The following is a 14,011-nucleotide window of genomic DNA, read 5'->3' as shown; positions in this document are numbered from 1 at the left end:
CATATCCATACAGATTCAGCCCTCTAGGCGTGCTCCAGCCCTTCCCCCATCTTCCGCAACTCCTCCTGTGCGGGACTGTCCTCGTCGAGGAAGCCGCCCGACTGGTGCTGCCACAGTTTCGCGTAGGCACCGTCCGCCGCCAGCAGTTCGCCGTGACTGCCCTGCTCGATGATCCGGCCGCGGTCGAGGACGACGAGCTGGTCCATGGTGGCGACGGTGCTCAGCCTGTGAGCCACCACGAGCGCGGTCCGCCCCTCCATGAGCCGCCACAGCGCCTCCTGGACGAGGATCTCGCTCTCCGAGTCCAGGGCGCTGGTCGCCTCGTCGAGCAGCAGGATCGGCGCGTCCCGCAGGATCGCCCGGGCCAGCGCGACCCGCTGGCGCTGGCCCCCGGACAGCTTGATGCCGCGCTCGCCCACCATGGTGTCGAAGCCGAGGGGCAGCGCGTCGGCGAACTCCGTGACATGCGCCGCCTCGGCCGCGCGGCGGATCTCGGCGTCGTCGGCACCGGGCCGGGCGAAGGCGATGTTGTCCTTGAGGGTGCGGTGGAACATCGCCGGGTCCTGCGGCACATAGGCGATCAGACCGCGCAGGTCGCTCTGGCGCAGCCTGCTGATGTCCTGACCTCCGATCAGGATCCGGCCGGCGTCGATGTCGGTCATCCGCAGCAGCAGCCGGGTGAGCGTGGTCTTGCCGCCCCCGGAGCGGCCCACCAGGCCCACCTTCGTCCCGGCGGGCACCGTCAGGTCGAGGCCGTCGAACAGCGGCCGGCCGCCGGCGTGGGCGAAGGCCACCCCCTCGAAGCGGACCTCGGCAGGGCCGGGCAGCAGCGGCTCCGGCACCGGCGGATCGACCACGGTCGGCGGCGTCAGCAGCAGCTCGGTGAACTGCGCGGCCTCCGTCATTGAGTTCTCCAGGCGACGGTAGATCTGGTTGAACTCGAACATGATCCGCGTCGCGTTGGAGTAGTAGGTGAACGCGACCACGACCGCCTCCACCCCGCCCCCGCCGAGCGCCACCGCGAGCAGCAGGCCCAGCGCGTTGGTCAGCACCGACATCGGTGCGACCAGGGTGTCGATGCGCAGATTGCCGTAGTCCCACGACCGCAGCATGAGCCGACGGGACGCCGCCACCCGGGAGCGGTGCTCGGCGGCCTCGCGGTCCTCGGCGGCGAACGCCCGCACCGTGTCCATGTTCATCAGGCTGTCGGCGACATGCCCCGACACCCGCGCGATCGCCTCCTCGCGCAGATCGACGAGGGCCTGCCGGCGCCGGACCAGAGGCACCACGCACACTGCCGTCAGCACGATCATCGTCAGGAGGCCGACGACCAGCATCGGTTCGTAGCGCCACAGCACGACCGTCCCGAACAGCAGCGGCACGAAGCTGCCCACGATCTGGAACGCCAGTGTGTCGACGAACTGTTCATAGCGGGCGGCGAAGCTGAGGACGCGCTTGGTCAGTGAGCCGGCGAAGTTGTCGTGGAAGAACGCCGCGTCCTTGGCGAACAGTTCGTCCATGCCGATCACATACAGGTGCTCGATGCCCAGGGCGTCCAGGCGGTTCAGGCAGTGCAGTGCGATCCGCCACAGCCCCTCCGAGAGCAGCAGCACACCGACGAAGCCCAGCACATACGGCAGTGCCGCGGCGAAGGTGATGTCCGTGTCGTCCGCGACATCGCCGACCAGCTTGGCGACGATGAGCGGCGCGATGTAGTTGAGGCCGATGTTGCCCACGGCCGTCAGCAGCATGGCGGGTACCGTCAGCCGCCGCAGCCGGACCAACTCCCGGCCGTAGTAACGAAGTGCGAGTAGCACCGAGCGCTTGCCCGGCAGGACCCTGCGTGACTCAGGCGTTCCCATCCCACCCCTGTATGGCTACGTCGAGTAATTGCGCGAGTACGCAGTGTCCCGTACGGGCGGTGGTGGAGTCCAAGCGTTTTTCGGGCCGGAATGCCCCAGGTCACGACTTTCCGCTACCACAAGTAACATGATCAACTTTCACCTCGGGTGCCCGTCGCGGTCACCCCGGCACCCGCGCTGCCGTCACCCCCCATCAGTAATTCCAAGGACCTCGATGTCGTCTCAGAGCGATGCCCTCCAGCGGGCGCGTACCGACTACGAACACCACATGCGGACCTGCCGGCAATGCCATGCCGACACCGTGCCCTGCGCGGTGGCCAAGCACCTGCTGCGCCTGTACAACAACGCTCGAAGAACCGCTGCCCACCCCTGATCGAGGCCCAACTCCCAGGCCCCATGGAGGACTTCGTGCGACTCCTGCCCCGCTCCCCGTCCGGCTGGACCATGGCCGTGTTCGGTGTCCTGGCCGCCGGCATGGGCCTGTTGGGGCTCGTCGCCCCCGACGTCCTGCTCCGGCTCATGGGATTCACACCCGTGGCGGACGCCCGGCGTGCGGCAGGGGACCACACCGAGGTCTTCGTCACCGCCTCGTCCATGGCCGCGCTCAACATGGGCGTGTACTACGTGCTGGCCGCCCTCTCCGACTGGAAGGCCTTCTTCCGCTGGACCGTGCCCTTCCGCCTGCTGACCTGCACGGTCTTCACCCTCGCGGTCCTCGGCGGCCGAGCCCCGTCTGGCTTCCTCGGCGTAGGCCTGTGGGAGGGGATCGGCGCGCTGGTCACGGGCGCGGCCCTGCGCCACGAGAACAGCCGCACCGCGGCCCGCGTCAGCTGAGGACCGTCTCCCAGGTGTCCACGGCGTAGTGCACGCCCATCCCGCGCCGGGCGTACAGGGCGGGAGCCCCTGTGGGGTTGGCCGTGTCCACGCCGAGCCCTACCGTCTGGCGGCTCCGGGCGGCGAACGGCTGCCGCAGCAGCCCTGGGCCAGGAGGCAGGCGCGTCGCGGATGTCGGTCGGGTCGCGGCCCGCGTCAGCTGAGGACCGTCTCCCACGTGTCCACGGCGTAGTGCACGCCCATCCCGTGCCGGGCGTAAAGCGCGGGCGCCCCTGTGGGGTTGGCGGTGTCCACGCCGAGGCCCACCGCCTCGCGGCCCCGGGCGGCGAACGTGGCGAACGCCTGGCGCAGCAGCAGACCGGCCAGCCCGCGTCCCCGGGCCTCGTGGACGACGCCGATGCTGCGGATCCAGCCCCTGGCCGCGAGGTCGTCGCGGGAGATGAGGAACCCCGCGTCGCCCAGGTCATCGGTGCCCACGATCCACACCAGGGACCAGTCGAGGGCGTCCGCGTCGATGTCGTGCAGCCACTGCTCGTAGGCACGTGGCTGGAAGTCGAAGTGCTCGGCGAAGCTCGACTGGTACAGCGCGTGCACCCGCGCACGGTCGGCCTCGTCGGCGCACGGACGTAGACGCACGCCCGGTGGAACCTCGGGATCCACGTCGTCGGTGGCCGTGAGTTCCCGTTGCAGCACGTGATAGCGCCGTACGACGGACCACCCCCGCCGCTCGATCAGGCCCGTGTCCAGCGTCGGTTCGGAGTTGAGGTGCAGATGCACCACCGCCCGCCCCGCGCCGTTCTCCCGGGTCTTGTGCAGCGCCCGGGCCTCAAGGGCGTCCAGGATCAGCTCGCCCGCGCGCTGATGGTCGGGCAGCACATAGTGGTCGACGTCGACGCGCTCGCCCCCCGACTCGTCCCACAGCAGGCCGTACGCCACCAGTCGGTCGCCGTCGAACACCAGCCACGAGTCGCTTTCCAGCGCGATGTCGGGCCGCTTCAGATCGGCCTCGACGGTGTGCAGATCGGTCTCGGGCCTGCCGATCTCGATGCGGTCGATGGCGTTGAGCAGATCGGTGATGGCCGCCGCGTCGGTGAGGCCGGCCGGGCGAAGGACGTAGGACATGGGCCCAGGGTCCGGGGGAGGGCGGCACGGCCGCAACGGAATTTCGGCGGCGGCCACCCTCCCCCGGCAGTGCGCGCACCCTCCCCGGCACGGTGCGCGCGGAGGTCAGCAGGTCGCGGAGGCCGGCAGGTCGCCGTACTGGTTGCCCTTGAGGTAGATGGCGCTCACATAGCCCTCGACGAGCTTGACCCACACATTGTTGGTGTAGCCGTTGTCGGTGATGGTCTCGCCCCGCACCCAGCAGTACGCGCCACGCGGCTGGCCCGCCGTGACCTTGCCGACCTTGTCGTACGAACGCGCCGGTCCGGAGCGGACGTTGACCGTCTCGTACGGCACGACGGCGTACGGCGCGGCCATGATGCGGGCGCCGCCACGGTCCGTGTCGGAGGCCGCGACGGCCGTGGCCGCGGTGAGCGGTCCCAGCAGCGCGAGCGCGCCGGCGCCGACGAGTGCGGCCCGGGCGAAGGTACGCGTGGTCATGAGATGTCCCCCTGTTTCGTCGGGTCACTCGCCCGGCATCCGGCCGGGCGCTTCGAACTGTAGGGAAACGGGAGGTCACAAGGACCCTGAGAGTTGTCAGGTACCGCCGCGGAGGCCACGGACCCTACGGTCCTGACAACAAGCGGTGCACGGCCGGGACGACGGCCGGCTCCGCGGACCGACGACCCATCAGAGAGGGCTCGCATGCGCCGCCGAACGCTCCAGACCCTGCTGGCCACATCGGGCGCCGCCGCGATGCTGGCGCTCACCCCGTTCACCGCCCAGGCCGCACCTCACTCGGGCGGCAACTACGGGGCCTACGGCTTCGAGGGCCAGTACCCGACCGTCGGCGGCTGCGCCGGATCCTTCCGCCAGGTCGGGCCGACGAAGACCGCCGACGGCATGTCGCTGAAGTACTTCTACTCCGACCGGTGCGGCTCCTTCGCCCGCATCGAGAACTCCCGCGCCAACTGCGCCGCCGTGCTGGAGCGCTCGAACTCCGGGGCCGCACGCGCCGACGGCTGGGTCTCGGAGACCGTCGACGCCGGCATCAACTACGCCTACACCAAGATCGGCAACAACCTCAGCGGCCGCGTCTCGCGCGCCCTGCTGGCCTGCGACGGCCACGCCCTGGCCAGCACGAACTGGTACTGACCGACGCAGGCCCCGCGCCGGGGCCGGAATCCGGGCAGGGCAACCAAGACGGCCAGCGGCTCGTCCTTGGGATCATGTACACCGCCAGCCCCTCCGGCCCCCTGGGCGCCCCGTTGCGCCAGCTGCTCGAATTCGCGTGGCTCCAGGCCCGGTCCTGCGCCTTCGCCATCGCCCTGATGTCCGGCGTGGCGGCGTCCACCCTGCTGCCCGGCCTCCCCGTGGCCCGCTACGACCTGCTCGTCGTCTACGGGGTGCTGCTGACGCTGCTGTTCTGGCTGCGCGGCTGGGAGAACGGGCGGGACGTCGCCGTCATCGCGGTCTGCCATGTCATCGGCCTGGCCTTCGAACTGGTGAAGGTGTCGCTCGGCTCATGGAGCTATCCGGAACCGGCCGTCCTGAAGTTCGCGGGCGTCCCGCTCTATGGAGGATTCCTCTACGCCGCCGTCGGCAGCTATGTCTGCCGCGCCTGGCGCCTGTTCGACCTGGAACTGGTCCGCTACCGCCCGCGCGCCACGGCCGTCGTGGCCGCCGCCGTGTACATCAACTTCTTCAGCCACCACTGGCTCCCCGACATCCGCTGGCTCCTGGCCGCCGCGCTCCTCGCCGTCACAGCGGGCACCTCGGTGCGCTTCACGGTGCGCGGCACACGCCGCCGTATGCCCCTCGCGCTGTCGTTCGTCCTGATCGGCTTCTTCCTCTGGATCGCCGAGAACCTCGCGACCTACGTCGGTGCCTGGCGCTACCCCTATCAACTCGACGGCTGGCAGCCCGTGGGAGTCGAGAAGTTCGGCGCCTGGTCCCTGCTGATCAGCGTCACTTTCGTCCTGGCGGCCATCACCCGGTCGCACCACAATGCCGATCATGAACGCATACGCTGACCAGCCCGCCCGGCTCGGCCACACCCGACTCCCGGAAGGGCGGACGCTCGGCTGGGCCGAATGGGGGCCGTCGGACGGCGTGCCCGTCCTGCTGTGCCCGGGCGCGGCAACGAGCCGGTGGCTCGGCTTCGGCACCGGGGCCGTCGACGCGCTCGGCGTGCGGCTCGTGTCGGTGGACCGCCCGGGGCTCGGCGTATCGACACCGGCACCCGGCAGGACCTTCGCCGACTTCGCCGCCGACATACGTCACCTGTGCGCACTGCGGGGGCTCGGACACCCGGCGCTCGTCGGGAACTCGCAGGGCGCGCCCTTCGCCCTCGCCTGCGCCGAAGCGGGCATCGCCTCGGCCCTGGCGATCGTCTCCGGAGCGGACGAGATCGCCGCACCGGAGTTCGCCTCCGCACTGCCGGCCGAACTGCGCGGCCTCGTCGAGCGGACCGTGCGGAACCCGGAAGGCGCCGAGGAGTTCTTCGCCGGCTTCACCGCGGACGCGATGTGGGACATGGTCATGGCCGGGAGCCCCGCATGCGACCTCGCGGTGTACCGGGATCCCGATTTCGCCACCGCCTACCGCAGGGCCCTGGACGAGGCCTTCTCTCAAGGAGCCGCCGGGTACGCCCGCGACACGGTCCTGGCCATGGGGCGGTGGCCGTTCACGCTCGACAGCATCACCGTCCCGGTCGACATCTGGTACGGCGCGGAAGACACCACCCACTCGCCCGACGACGGGGCACTGCTCGCCGCCCGGATCCCGGGCGCCCGGCGCCACGTCGTACCCGGCATCGGCGGCGCACTGCTGTGGGCGCACGCCGAACCGGTGCTCGCCCCGCTACTCGGGAAGGCGGGGGAGAGCGGATGAGCGACGGCGGGAGCGACACCGCCCCCGCCGCCCGCCCACTACTCGCCCTTCGGCCCCGCCTGCTGCACGACCTCGAAGGACCACAGGGTCGAACCGCTCGCCGCCGGCTTGGGACGCTCCCCGCCTCCCTCGCCGCCGCCCTGGTGGGCCGACTTCATCGGACCCTCCATCCAGGCCTGGAACGAGGCCTCGTCACGCCACCGCGTGTACACGAGGTAGGTGTCGGTGCCCTCGACCGGCCGCAGCAGCTCGAACCACTCGAACCCGTCGGAGCCCTCCACGGCGTGCGCACGCGAGGCGAACCGCTTCTCCAGCGTCTCGCGCTGCTCGGCGGGCACGGTCAGTACGTTGATCTTCACTACGCTCATGGTGCTCATCCTGCCGCACACCCACCGCCGGACACGCGGCGGCTCGTGCGAGGAGCGGCCCGGCGCCGCCGGTGACCGCCGGAACCGCTCCTCCCATCCGGGATCAGGCCGTGTGCAGGGTCAGCCCGTAGCGGCCGAGTATCTCGTTGACGGGCTGGAACCAGGTCTCCCCGCCACCGGAGCAGTTGCCCCAGCCGCCGGACGTGACGCCCTGCGCCTGCTCACCGCTGATGAAGGAGCCACCGGAGTCGCCCGGTTCGGCGCACACACTGGTCTTCGTCATCTGGTGCACCGCGCCCTGGCTGTAGTTGACCGTCTCGTTCTTGGCCAGCACATTGCCGCAGTGCCAGTGCGTCGTGGAACCGGAGCGGCAGATGGAGGCGCCGACCGGGGCCTCGGCCGAGCCGCGCACCAGACGGTCGGGGACCGTGCCCCAGCCGAGGACGACCGGTACGGTCCACCAGCCGCTGCCGACGCTCACCCAGGCGTAGTCGTTGTCAGGGAACGACGAGCCCTGGAAGGTGCCGATGTTGGAGCCGTCCCAGCCCCGGACGCCCGCGCCCGGCTGGCCGCAGTGCCCGGCCGTGATGAATCCGCCGTGCACCGAGAAGCCTATGGAGCAGCGGACGTTGCCCGTGTAGTAGGGGTCGCCGCCGACCGTGCCCGCCGCGAAGGTGCTCGGGGCCGCGGCGACCGTTTCGACGGCGACGGGGCCCGCCTCGCGGGCGCGCGAGACGAATTGGCGGACATCGTTGTCAGACCGCTGGTCGCGAACCACGTTCACGACGACGGTGTTGCCGACCGGATCGACATGCCAGCTGCTCACACCCGACGGTGCGGACAGCCGGTCGATACGTGCCTTGGCCGTGTCCAGTTCGCGCGCGCTGTGCGTGACGGTGCGCACGCTCGCCCCGGTGGACCGCACGTCCCGCACGGTCGCGGACGGGGCGTCGGAGGTGACGGCCACGGTGAGCCGGTCGCTCTTCGCGTCGAACCAGGCGCCGCCGTAGGAGGATCCGGCGGCCTTGCGGGCCTTCGGCATGACGCTCATGGCGGTGCGTTCCGCCGCCAGCCTGGCCTGTGCCCTTTCCCTCGACAGGCCGAGGTCGCGCTGCATCGCCCGGACCAGTTCGGAGGCGGCCGGTTCGCTGTCCGCCGCCGTGGGGGAGTCGACCGCCGAGGCCTGCCCGGTTCCGCTCGCCGTCCAGCCGCCGAGCACCAGGAGCGCGGCGAGGCCGGCGTAGGTGAGTCTGCTGCGTCTCAAGGGAGTTGCCCTTCGTCGTTCCAACAAGGTGGGGTGGAACAACCGCAAACTGAGAGCGCTCTCATCAGGGTCGGGCAGAGCATAGCGACGCCGGAATGTCAGGTCCATACCAAAGGCATGAAAAGGGCCGCACCGCGAATGCCGCACGGGCACCCGCGGTGCGGCCGGGGCCGCCTCGCCGTGTCTCAGCCGACGTTGCCGGTGCGGGCGTCCCGCCACAGGTCGACGCCGCCGTCGGTGGCGTACTTGTCGATCTCGGCGAGTTCCTCGTCCGTGAAGTCGAGGTTCTCCAGCGCCGCCACGTTCTGCTCCAGCTGCTCGGCGCGCGAGGCGCCGATGACCAGCGAGGTGACACGCTGGTCGCGCAGCGCCCAGGCCAGGGCCATCTGGGCGAGGCTCTGGCCGCGACGGGCGGCGATGTCGTTCAGGGCGCCCAGCCTGCGCCGCATGTCGTCCGTCAGCCACGTCTCGTCGAATGACTTGCCCTGGGTGGCGCGCGAACCGGCGGGGACCCCCTCCAGATAACGCCCGGTCAGCAGCCCCTGGGCGAGCGCGGTGAAGCCGATGACCCCGAAGCCCTCCTCCTGGGCGGCGTCCAGCAGGCCCTCGGTCTCGATCCAGCGGTTGAGCATGCTGTACGACGGCTGGTGGATCAGCAGCGGCGTGCCCAGCTCCCGCAGGATGGCCGCCGCCTCCCGGGAGCGCTCGGCGTCGTAGGAGGAGATGCCGACGTACAGGGCCTTGCCCTGGCGTACGGCGGTGTCGAGCGCGCCCATCGTCTCCTCCAGCGGCGTGCTCGCGTCGAGCCGGTGGGAGTAGAAGATGTCGACGTAGTCCAGCCCCGTCCGCCGCAGCGACTGGTCGAGCGAGGCCAGCACATACTTGCGCGAGCCGCCGCCCTGGCCGTAGGGGCCCGGCCACATGTCCCAGCCGGCTTTGGTGGAGACCACCAGCTCGTCCCGGTACGGCGCCAGGTCCTGCTTCATCAGCCGGCCGAAGTTGATCTCGGCGGAGCCGTAGGGCGGGCCGTAGTTGTTGGCGAGGTCGTGGTGGGTGATGCCCAGGTCGAATGCGCGCAGGGCGATCTCGCGCTGGGCCTCGAAGGGCTTGTCGTCACCGAAGTTGTGCCAGTACCCCAGGGACAGCACGGGCAGGTCGAGTCCCGAGCGTCCGGTGCGCCGGTATCGCATGGTGCCGTTGTAGCGCTCGGGATCAGCGACGTGGTTCATCGAGGGTTTCTCCGCAAGGTTGTGCCATGGGGGTCGTTCCGTCCCTGGTGGGGGACGTGCTCACTTTGCTCCTGACTGATTCTGACGTCCAACGCATCCTTTTCATCGGATTCAGCGACGTCGTTTCTGAATGCCTAGGCGCCGACCTTCACCGTGGGCACGTTGTGGCCTTCCACCCGCACGGCAGGCCTGCCGGACGCGAGGGAGGTGGCGGGCCAGGACAGTGCGAGGGTCCGCGACTCGCCGGGCAGCAGCCACAGGTAGTTGTCGCCGTACAGCGTGGGCAGCACCCGGTGACCGCTCTTCGCGTCCAGGAGCGAGACGCGCACCATCGCCGCGACGGTCGTGCCACGGTTGCGCAGCCGCACCGTGAGCCCGGTGCGGTCCCTGTCGGTGATCTCCGCCGACACTCGGGTGCGCCCGACCTCGTTCAGCGCGCGCATGTGGGCGGGCTCGCGGTAGCGCCAATACGTGTTCTCGGCCAGCAGTTCCCCGCGCGCGTCCACCAGCCGTAGCCGCAGGAGGTGGAAGTCGGGCAGCTCGTCCGTCCAGCCGGCGGTGAAGGCCGGCGCGGTCGACGAGGCGGCTACGTCCACGGTCGCGCGCTGCTCGGGACCGAGGGCGCGGCCGGAGAGGTCGTAGCGGTGTGCGGTGAGCGTGGCGCCGGAGATGCGCCGGGGTGTGTGGTTGACGGCGATCACCTGCCCGCTCACCGGGTGGGCCTGCACATGGACGGGCTCGCTGGCCTTGCGGACGCCGTAGTAGGCGCCGTTGACGTCGAAGTCGTAGTCGTAGTTCTGCCACACCGTGCTGTACCAGGCGGGGTGGGACATCCACAGCATCAGCCCGCTCGCGTCGTCCCACAGCCGGGCGTTCCATGCCTCGAACATGGCGCGGAAGTTCTCGTAGTTGACGAACTGCGCCTTGCGGCAGAAGTCGTCGAGGCCCGTCGCCTCGCCGAGTCGCGCCTCGATGGCCGCGCGGTAGTTCTGCGGTGCCTGATTCCCGCGGGTGCTCCAGTCGTGGTAGTACCAGGCGCCCTTGATGGGCCACTCGGGTTCGTCGCCGACGAGCCGACCCATCGTCTCGGCCGTCGGTACGACCGGCATGCCGATCTCGGTGTGGAAACCCGGACTGCTCTTGGCTGAGAAGTAGTTCTGCGGCTCGACCCAGCCGTACGGGCCGCCGCCGGAGACGATGCCGCCCGCGGAGTTGTTCTGGTACAGCAGATCGGGCGCCTCCGCCCGCACCGCCGCGCGCATGCCGTCGTCGACGGGACCGGGCGGGTTGCCCTCGTTGGCGCCGCACCACACGACGATGCTGGGGTGGCTGTGATAGCGGCGCACGGTGTCCTGCGCCAGGCTCAGGAAGGCCTCGTGGTCCGGCGGGTCCATGGCCCAGGCGTTGGGGAAGTCGTTCCAGACCAGCAGCCCGTGTTCGTCGCAACTGGCGTAGAACTCCTCGCGGTTGCTGGACCCGAGCCAGTTCCGGATCATCGTGAAGTTCATGTCGCGGTGCATGCGTACGGCCGTGTCCATCCGTTCGGCGGGCATTCGCCGCAGCAGCTCGTCCCAGCCCCAGTTGCCGCCCCGGCAGAAGACACGGACACCGTTGACGCTGATCTTCAGCGGCACGGTGGAGTTGTCCACGGACTTCACGTCCGTCCAGGTCTCGGCGTCGTCGGAGACCTGGATCGTGTAGGTCTTGGCGTACGCCTGTTCCCACAGGATGGCCACACGGTCGAACGTCACCCGCTCACCGAGGTCGATCTGGATGGACTGCTCGTCCTCATATGCCGAGGACCAGCGGGTGTTCGGATCGCCGTCCACGGCGTTCGTGGCCCTGCTGCCCGAGCCTTCCTCCGAGGAGGCGGTGGCCGTCTTGCGCAGGGCGAGATCGGTGGCGGGGGAGGAGCTGTCGATGACCGACAGGCTCCACATCGACGCGCCCCAGCTCGTGGCGCGGCTGTGGCAGAGCACCCGGACGTGGCGTGCGGTCCGGGCCTCGAACTCCACGTTCTGCAGGGCGGCCGAGCCCGTCGTGCGGAAGGGCAGGGGAGTCGCCGTGTTGTCGACCGAGGCGGCGTCCCGCCATTCCTGGCCGTCGTCGGAGACCTGGATCGTGTAGGTCTTCGCGTACGCCTGCTCCCAGGTGACGACCACGCGGTCGAAGGACACCGAGGCGCCCAGGTCGACCTCGATCCACTGGTCGTCCTCGAACGCCGACGACCAGCGTGTCTTCGGATCGCCGTCCGTGGCGTTGCCGGGCCGGTTGCCGGGATCGTCGACGGACGACGACGTGGCCGGTCGGTGCAGGGCGAGGTCGTTGCCGGGCGAGGAGCTGTCGAGGACCGACAGGCCCCACATGGACGAGCCCCAGTCGGTGGCGCGGGTGCGGCACAGGATCCGTATGTGCCGGGCCTTCTGCCGGGTGAGGTCGACGGTCTGCGCGTAGGCGTCGCCGCCCGACTGGAAGGTGAGCGGGACGTCGTACTCGTAGCCGAACTGCCGGATGCCGAACCGGGTCGTGCGCCGGTCGCTCTCCTGTCCCGCGACCGACGCGGTGAGGGTGAGCCGGTGGAGGGCGGGGTCGCCGTAGCCGTTGGGCCACCACAACTTCGGGTTGCGGAGGCGGAGTTGTGGGTGAGCGGCCGGGCTGAAGGTGACGTCGGCCGTCGCGCCCCCGGGGACGGTGACCGTCCGGGTGAGCCGTACGCCGTCGAAGGCGGCGGAGATCGTGACGCGCCGGCTGTCGGAATCGGCGTTGCGGACCGGGACCACGATCGTCAGCTCGGCCGTGCCGGTGTCGGGGAGGTCGGGCAGCCGGGTGTCCACGCGGGGGTCGCCGAGGACGGTCGCGCCGGTGGAGCGGAGGCGGACGTGGTTCCAGATGCCGGCGGCCCGGTCGCGTACCGCGGGCATCCAGTCCCAGCCCGAAGCGGCCAGATACGTGGGCGAGTTGCGGTTCATCATGTTCGCCCCGGCGTCCACGAACGCCAGGCCGGCCGGGCCCTTGTCGCCGGGGCTGCCCGGGAACGGCATGGGCGTGATCCTTACGGCCAGGGCCTGCTCGCCCGTGCCGGTGAGGAGCTTCGTCACGTCGAAGGCGGCGCGGGCGAAGGGGAAGGTGACGTCGCCGACGGGGCTGCCGTTGAGCCAGGCCTCGGCCCGGTGGTTGACGCCGTCGAACTCCAGCCAGACGTGGCGCCCGGCGCCGGTGCGCAGGCCCTTCGGCAGGCGGAACTGGCGTCTGTACCACCACGAGTGGCGGGAGAGGGCCTCCGGCACGTGCAGGTTGTTGAAGCCGGAGACGGGGTCGGGCAGATGGCCCTGGTCCACCAGCGAGGCCAGTACGGTGCCGGGCACCGTGGCCGGGAGCCAGCGGCTGGTGTCGACCGACGGCTTGGACAGGTCGGCGCCCTCCGCGCCGGCCCAGTCGTCCATCGTCAGGTCCCAGCCGGACTCCAGCGGCACGGTGCCGTCCGCGGCGACCTTCAGCGCCGGGGGAGTGCGGTGGTGTACGCCCCAGTCGGTCCAGCCGGTGGCGGCCGGGCGGTGGGTGGCGCAGGTGCCGTACACCTGGAGGCCGTTGAGGCCCAGGGGGTTGGCGTTCGAGCGCTTGTGTACGGTCATGCGCACCCAGCGTGCGGTCACGGGCCGCGCCAGGGGGATCTCCAGCACCCCGCCCCGGCCGGACTCGGTGCGGTACACGGCCGTCCATGTCCGCTGATCGCGGGAGGTCTCGACGACGAAGTCGACCGCGCAGCTGGAGAGGATCTCCTGCCCCGTGGTGTTGTCGCGCGGATTGCCCCCGGGCGCGTCGACATACGGCGGATCGTCCACGGTCGCCTCGAAGACGAGCCGTAGGGACTCCACCTCGCACATCGCCTGGAGGTCCACGCAGATCCACTGCGGGTCACCGGGCGCCGCCCGCCAGCCCGTCCCGCGCACCCCCGCACCGTCGAGGCCGTCCACCGCGAACTCGGCGGGCGTCGGGGCGTAGTCGGTGGAGGAGACCGTCACCGGGCGGTAGGCGGCGAGTTCGTCGAGGGAGCGGGCCTGGCCGGAATCGGCCGCGACGGATGCGGTCGGCAGGCTCATGCCGAGCCCGAAGCCCGCGAGTAGGGTGGACCCGGCGGTGAGAACGGTGCGACGGGACGGCGCAGAAGGCTGATCCGGCATGGGGCGACGGCTCCGATCAGGGGTGTCCGGTGAACGAGGCGGCCTGGAATCAGGCTGTGACAACGTTGCCAAAGGCTTGGCCGAGTGGTCTCTGACAACGTTGCCGAACAGTGCACCGCCGACGTGGGCGCGTCAAGACTTCCGACGGATTCGGACCCATGTTTCTTTAAATTAGTAATTAATATTGACAGGGTTTCGGCCGCGCGCCACAGTCTTCGCCGTGACGCCGACGGCCCCGGCCCTCCGAGTGGCCCGCGTCACACCTCCCCTCGCTTCCCAA

General features: G+C 70.4%; 12 protein-coding genes. 5 read left to right on the top strand and 7 right to left on the bottom strand.

Annotated elements, in window-relative coordinates; genetic code table 11:
- Positions 1-23 precede the first annotated feature (23 nt).
- Positions 24-1,862: an ABC transporter ATP-binding protein gene (locus IE325_RS13335; protein ID WP_190070042.1), complete on the bottom strand. Its 1,839-nt coding sequence runs from the start codon at positions 1,860-1,862 to the stop codon at positions 24-26.
- Positions 1,863-2,076: 214 nt separating this feature from the next.
- Between IE325_RS13335 and IE325_RS13330 the strand changes: the two genes are divergently transcribed.
- Together IE325_RS13330 and IE325_RS13325 are read left to right on the top strand one after the other, a co-directional pair.
- The gene (locus IE325_RS13330; protein WP_190070041.1) at positions 2,077-2,235 is read left to right on the top strand and encodes a hypothetical protein; all 159 of its coding nucleotides are present in this window, start codon (positions 2,077-2,079) and stop codon (positions 2,233-2,235) included.
- A gap of 71 nt (positions 2,236-2,306) precedes the next feature.
- On the top strand, positions 2,307-2,696 hold the full coding sequence (locus tag IE325_RS13325; RefSeq protein ID WP_229911820.1) for a hypothetical protein: 390 nt from the start codon (positions 2,307-2,309) through the stop codon (positions 2,694-2,696).
- A 195-nt stretch (positions 2,697-2,891) separates the two neighbouring features.
- Here the strand turns inward: IE325_RS13325 and IE325_RS13315 are convergent, their stop codons facing one another.
- A complete protein-coding gene (locus IE325_RS13315) occupies positions 2,892-3,818 on the bottom strand; it encodes a GNAT family N-acetyltransferase (protein WP_190070039.1) in 927 nt (308 codons plus the stop codon).
- A gap of 105 nt (positions 3,819-3,923) precedes the next feature.
- Positions 3,924-4,298, bottom strand: a complete 375-nt coding sequence (locus IE325_RS13310; protein ID WP_190070038.1) for an SH3 domain-containing protein — start codon at positions 4,296-4,298, stop codon at positions 3,924-3,926.
- 204 nt (positions 4,299-4,502) lie between these two features.
- Here IE325_RS13310 and IE325_RS13305 point away from each other — a divergent pair, with 204 nt between their 5' ends.
- From IE325_RS13305 to IE325_RS13295, 3 genes are all read left to right on the top strand, one after another.
- A complete protein-coding gene (locus tag IE325_RS13305) occupies positions 4,503-4,952 on the top strand; it encodes a hypothetical protein (protein WP_190070037.1) in 450 nt (149 codons plus the stop codon).
- 74 nt (positions 4,953-5,026) lie between these two features.
- A complete protein-coding gene (locus IE325_RS13300) occupies positions 5,027-5,830 on the top strand; it encodes a DUF817 domain-containing protein (protein ID WP_190070036.1) in 804 nt (267 codons plus the stop codon).
- Positions 5,814-6,689, top strand: coding sequence for an alpha/beta fold hydrolase (locus tag IE325_RS13295; RefSeq protein ID WP_190070035.1), 876 nt, complete (start codon positions 5,814-5,816; stop codon positions 6,687-6,689). The genes IE325_RS13300 and IE325_RS13295 overlap by 17 nt, the downstream gene beginning before the upstream one ends.
- Positions 6,690-6,727: 38 nt before the next feature.
- Here IE325_RS13295 and IE325_RS13290 read toward each other — a convergent pair whose 3' ends face one another.
- From IE325_RS13290 to IE325_RS13275, 4 genes are all read right to left on the bottom strand, one after another.
- Complete coding sequence (locus IE325_RS13290) at positions 6,728-7,057, bottom strand: antibiotic biosynthesis monooxygenase family protein (RefSeq protein WP_190070034.1); 330 nt, start codon at positions 7,055-7,057, stop codon at positions 6,728-6,730.
- Positions 7,058-7,160: 103 nt separating this feature from the next.
- Positions 7,161-8,321, bottom strand: coding sequence for a S1 family peptidase (locus IE325_RS13285; protein WP_190070033.1), 1,161 nt, complete (start codon positions 8,319-8,321; stop codon positions 7,161-7,163).
- Between the two features lie 185 nt (positions 8,322-8,506).
- On the bottom strand, positions 8,507-9,550 hold the full coding sequence (mgrA, locus tag IE325_RS13280; RefSeq protein WP_190070032.1) for an L-glyceraldehyde 3-phosphate reductase: 1,044 nt from the start codon (positions 9,548-9,550) through the stop codon (positions 8,507-8,509).
- 134 nt (positions 9,551-9,684) lie between these two features.
- A complete protein-coding gene (locus IE325_RS13275; RefSeq protein ID WP_190070031.1) occupies positions 9,685-13,731 on the bottom strand; it encodes a discoidin domain-containing protein in 4,047 nt (1,348 codons plus the stop codon).
- Positions 13,732-14,011 lie beyond the last annotated feature (280 nt).

The organism is Streptomyces lanatus, from assembly GCF_014655715.1.
Taxonomy (GTDB): domain Bacteria; phylum Actinomycetota; class Actinomycetes; order Streptomycetales; family Streptomycetaceae; genus Streptomyces; species Streptomyces lanatus.
This window is presented reverse-complemented; position numbering and strand designations above follow the sequence as displayed.

Bases quoted from the DNA above. Each gene is read 5' to 3' on its own strand.
- IE325_RS13335 (WP_190070042.1), bottom strand. From the start codon at position 1,862: ATGGGAACGCCTGAGTCACGCAGGGTCCTGCCGGGCAAGCGCTCGGTG.
- IE325_RS13330 (WP_190070041.1), top strand. From the start codon at position 2,077: ATGTCGTCTCAGAGCGATGCCCTCCAGCGGGCGCGTACCGACTACGAA.
- IE325_RS13325 (WP_229911820.1), top strand. From the start codon at position 2,307: ATGGCCGTGTTCGGTGTCCTGGCCGCCGGCATGGGCCTGTTGGGGCTC.
- IE325_RS13315 (WP_190070039.1), bottom strand. From the start codon at position 3,818: ATGTCCTACGTCCTTCGCCCGGCCGGCCTCACCGACGCGGCGGCCATC.
- IE325_RS13310 (WP_190070038.1), bottom strand. From the start codon at position 4,298: ATGACCACGCGTACCTTCGCCCGGGCCGCACTCGTCGGCGCCGGCGCG.
- IE325_RS13305 (WP_190070037.1), top strand. From the start codon at position 4,503: ATGCGCCGCCGAACGCTCCAGACCCTGCTGGCCACATCGGGCGCCGCC.
- IE325_RS13300 (WP_190070036.1), top strand. From the start codon at position 5,027: ATGTACACCGCCAGCCCCTCCGGCCCCCTGGGCGCCCCGTTGCGCCAG.
- IE325_RS13295 (WP_190070035.1), top strand. From the start codon at position 5,814: ATGAACGCATACGCTGACCAGCCCGCCCGGCTCGGCCACACCCGACTC.
- IE325_RS13290 (WP_190070034.1), bottom strand. From the start codon at position 7,057: ATGAGCGTAGTGAAGATCAACGTACTGACCGTGCCCGCCGAGCAGCGC.
- mgrA (WP_190070032.1), bottom strand. From the start codon at position 9,550: ATGAACCACGTCGCTGATCCCGAGCGCTACAACGGCACCATGCGATAC.
- IE325_RS13275 (WP_190070031.1), bottom strand. From the start codon at position 13,731: ATGCCGGATCAGCCTTCTGCGCCGTCCCGTCGCACCGTTCTCACCGCC.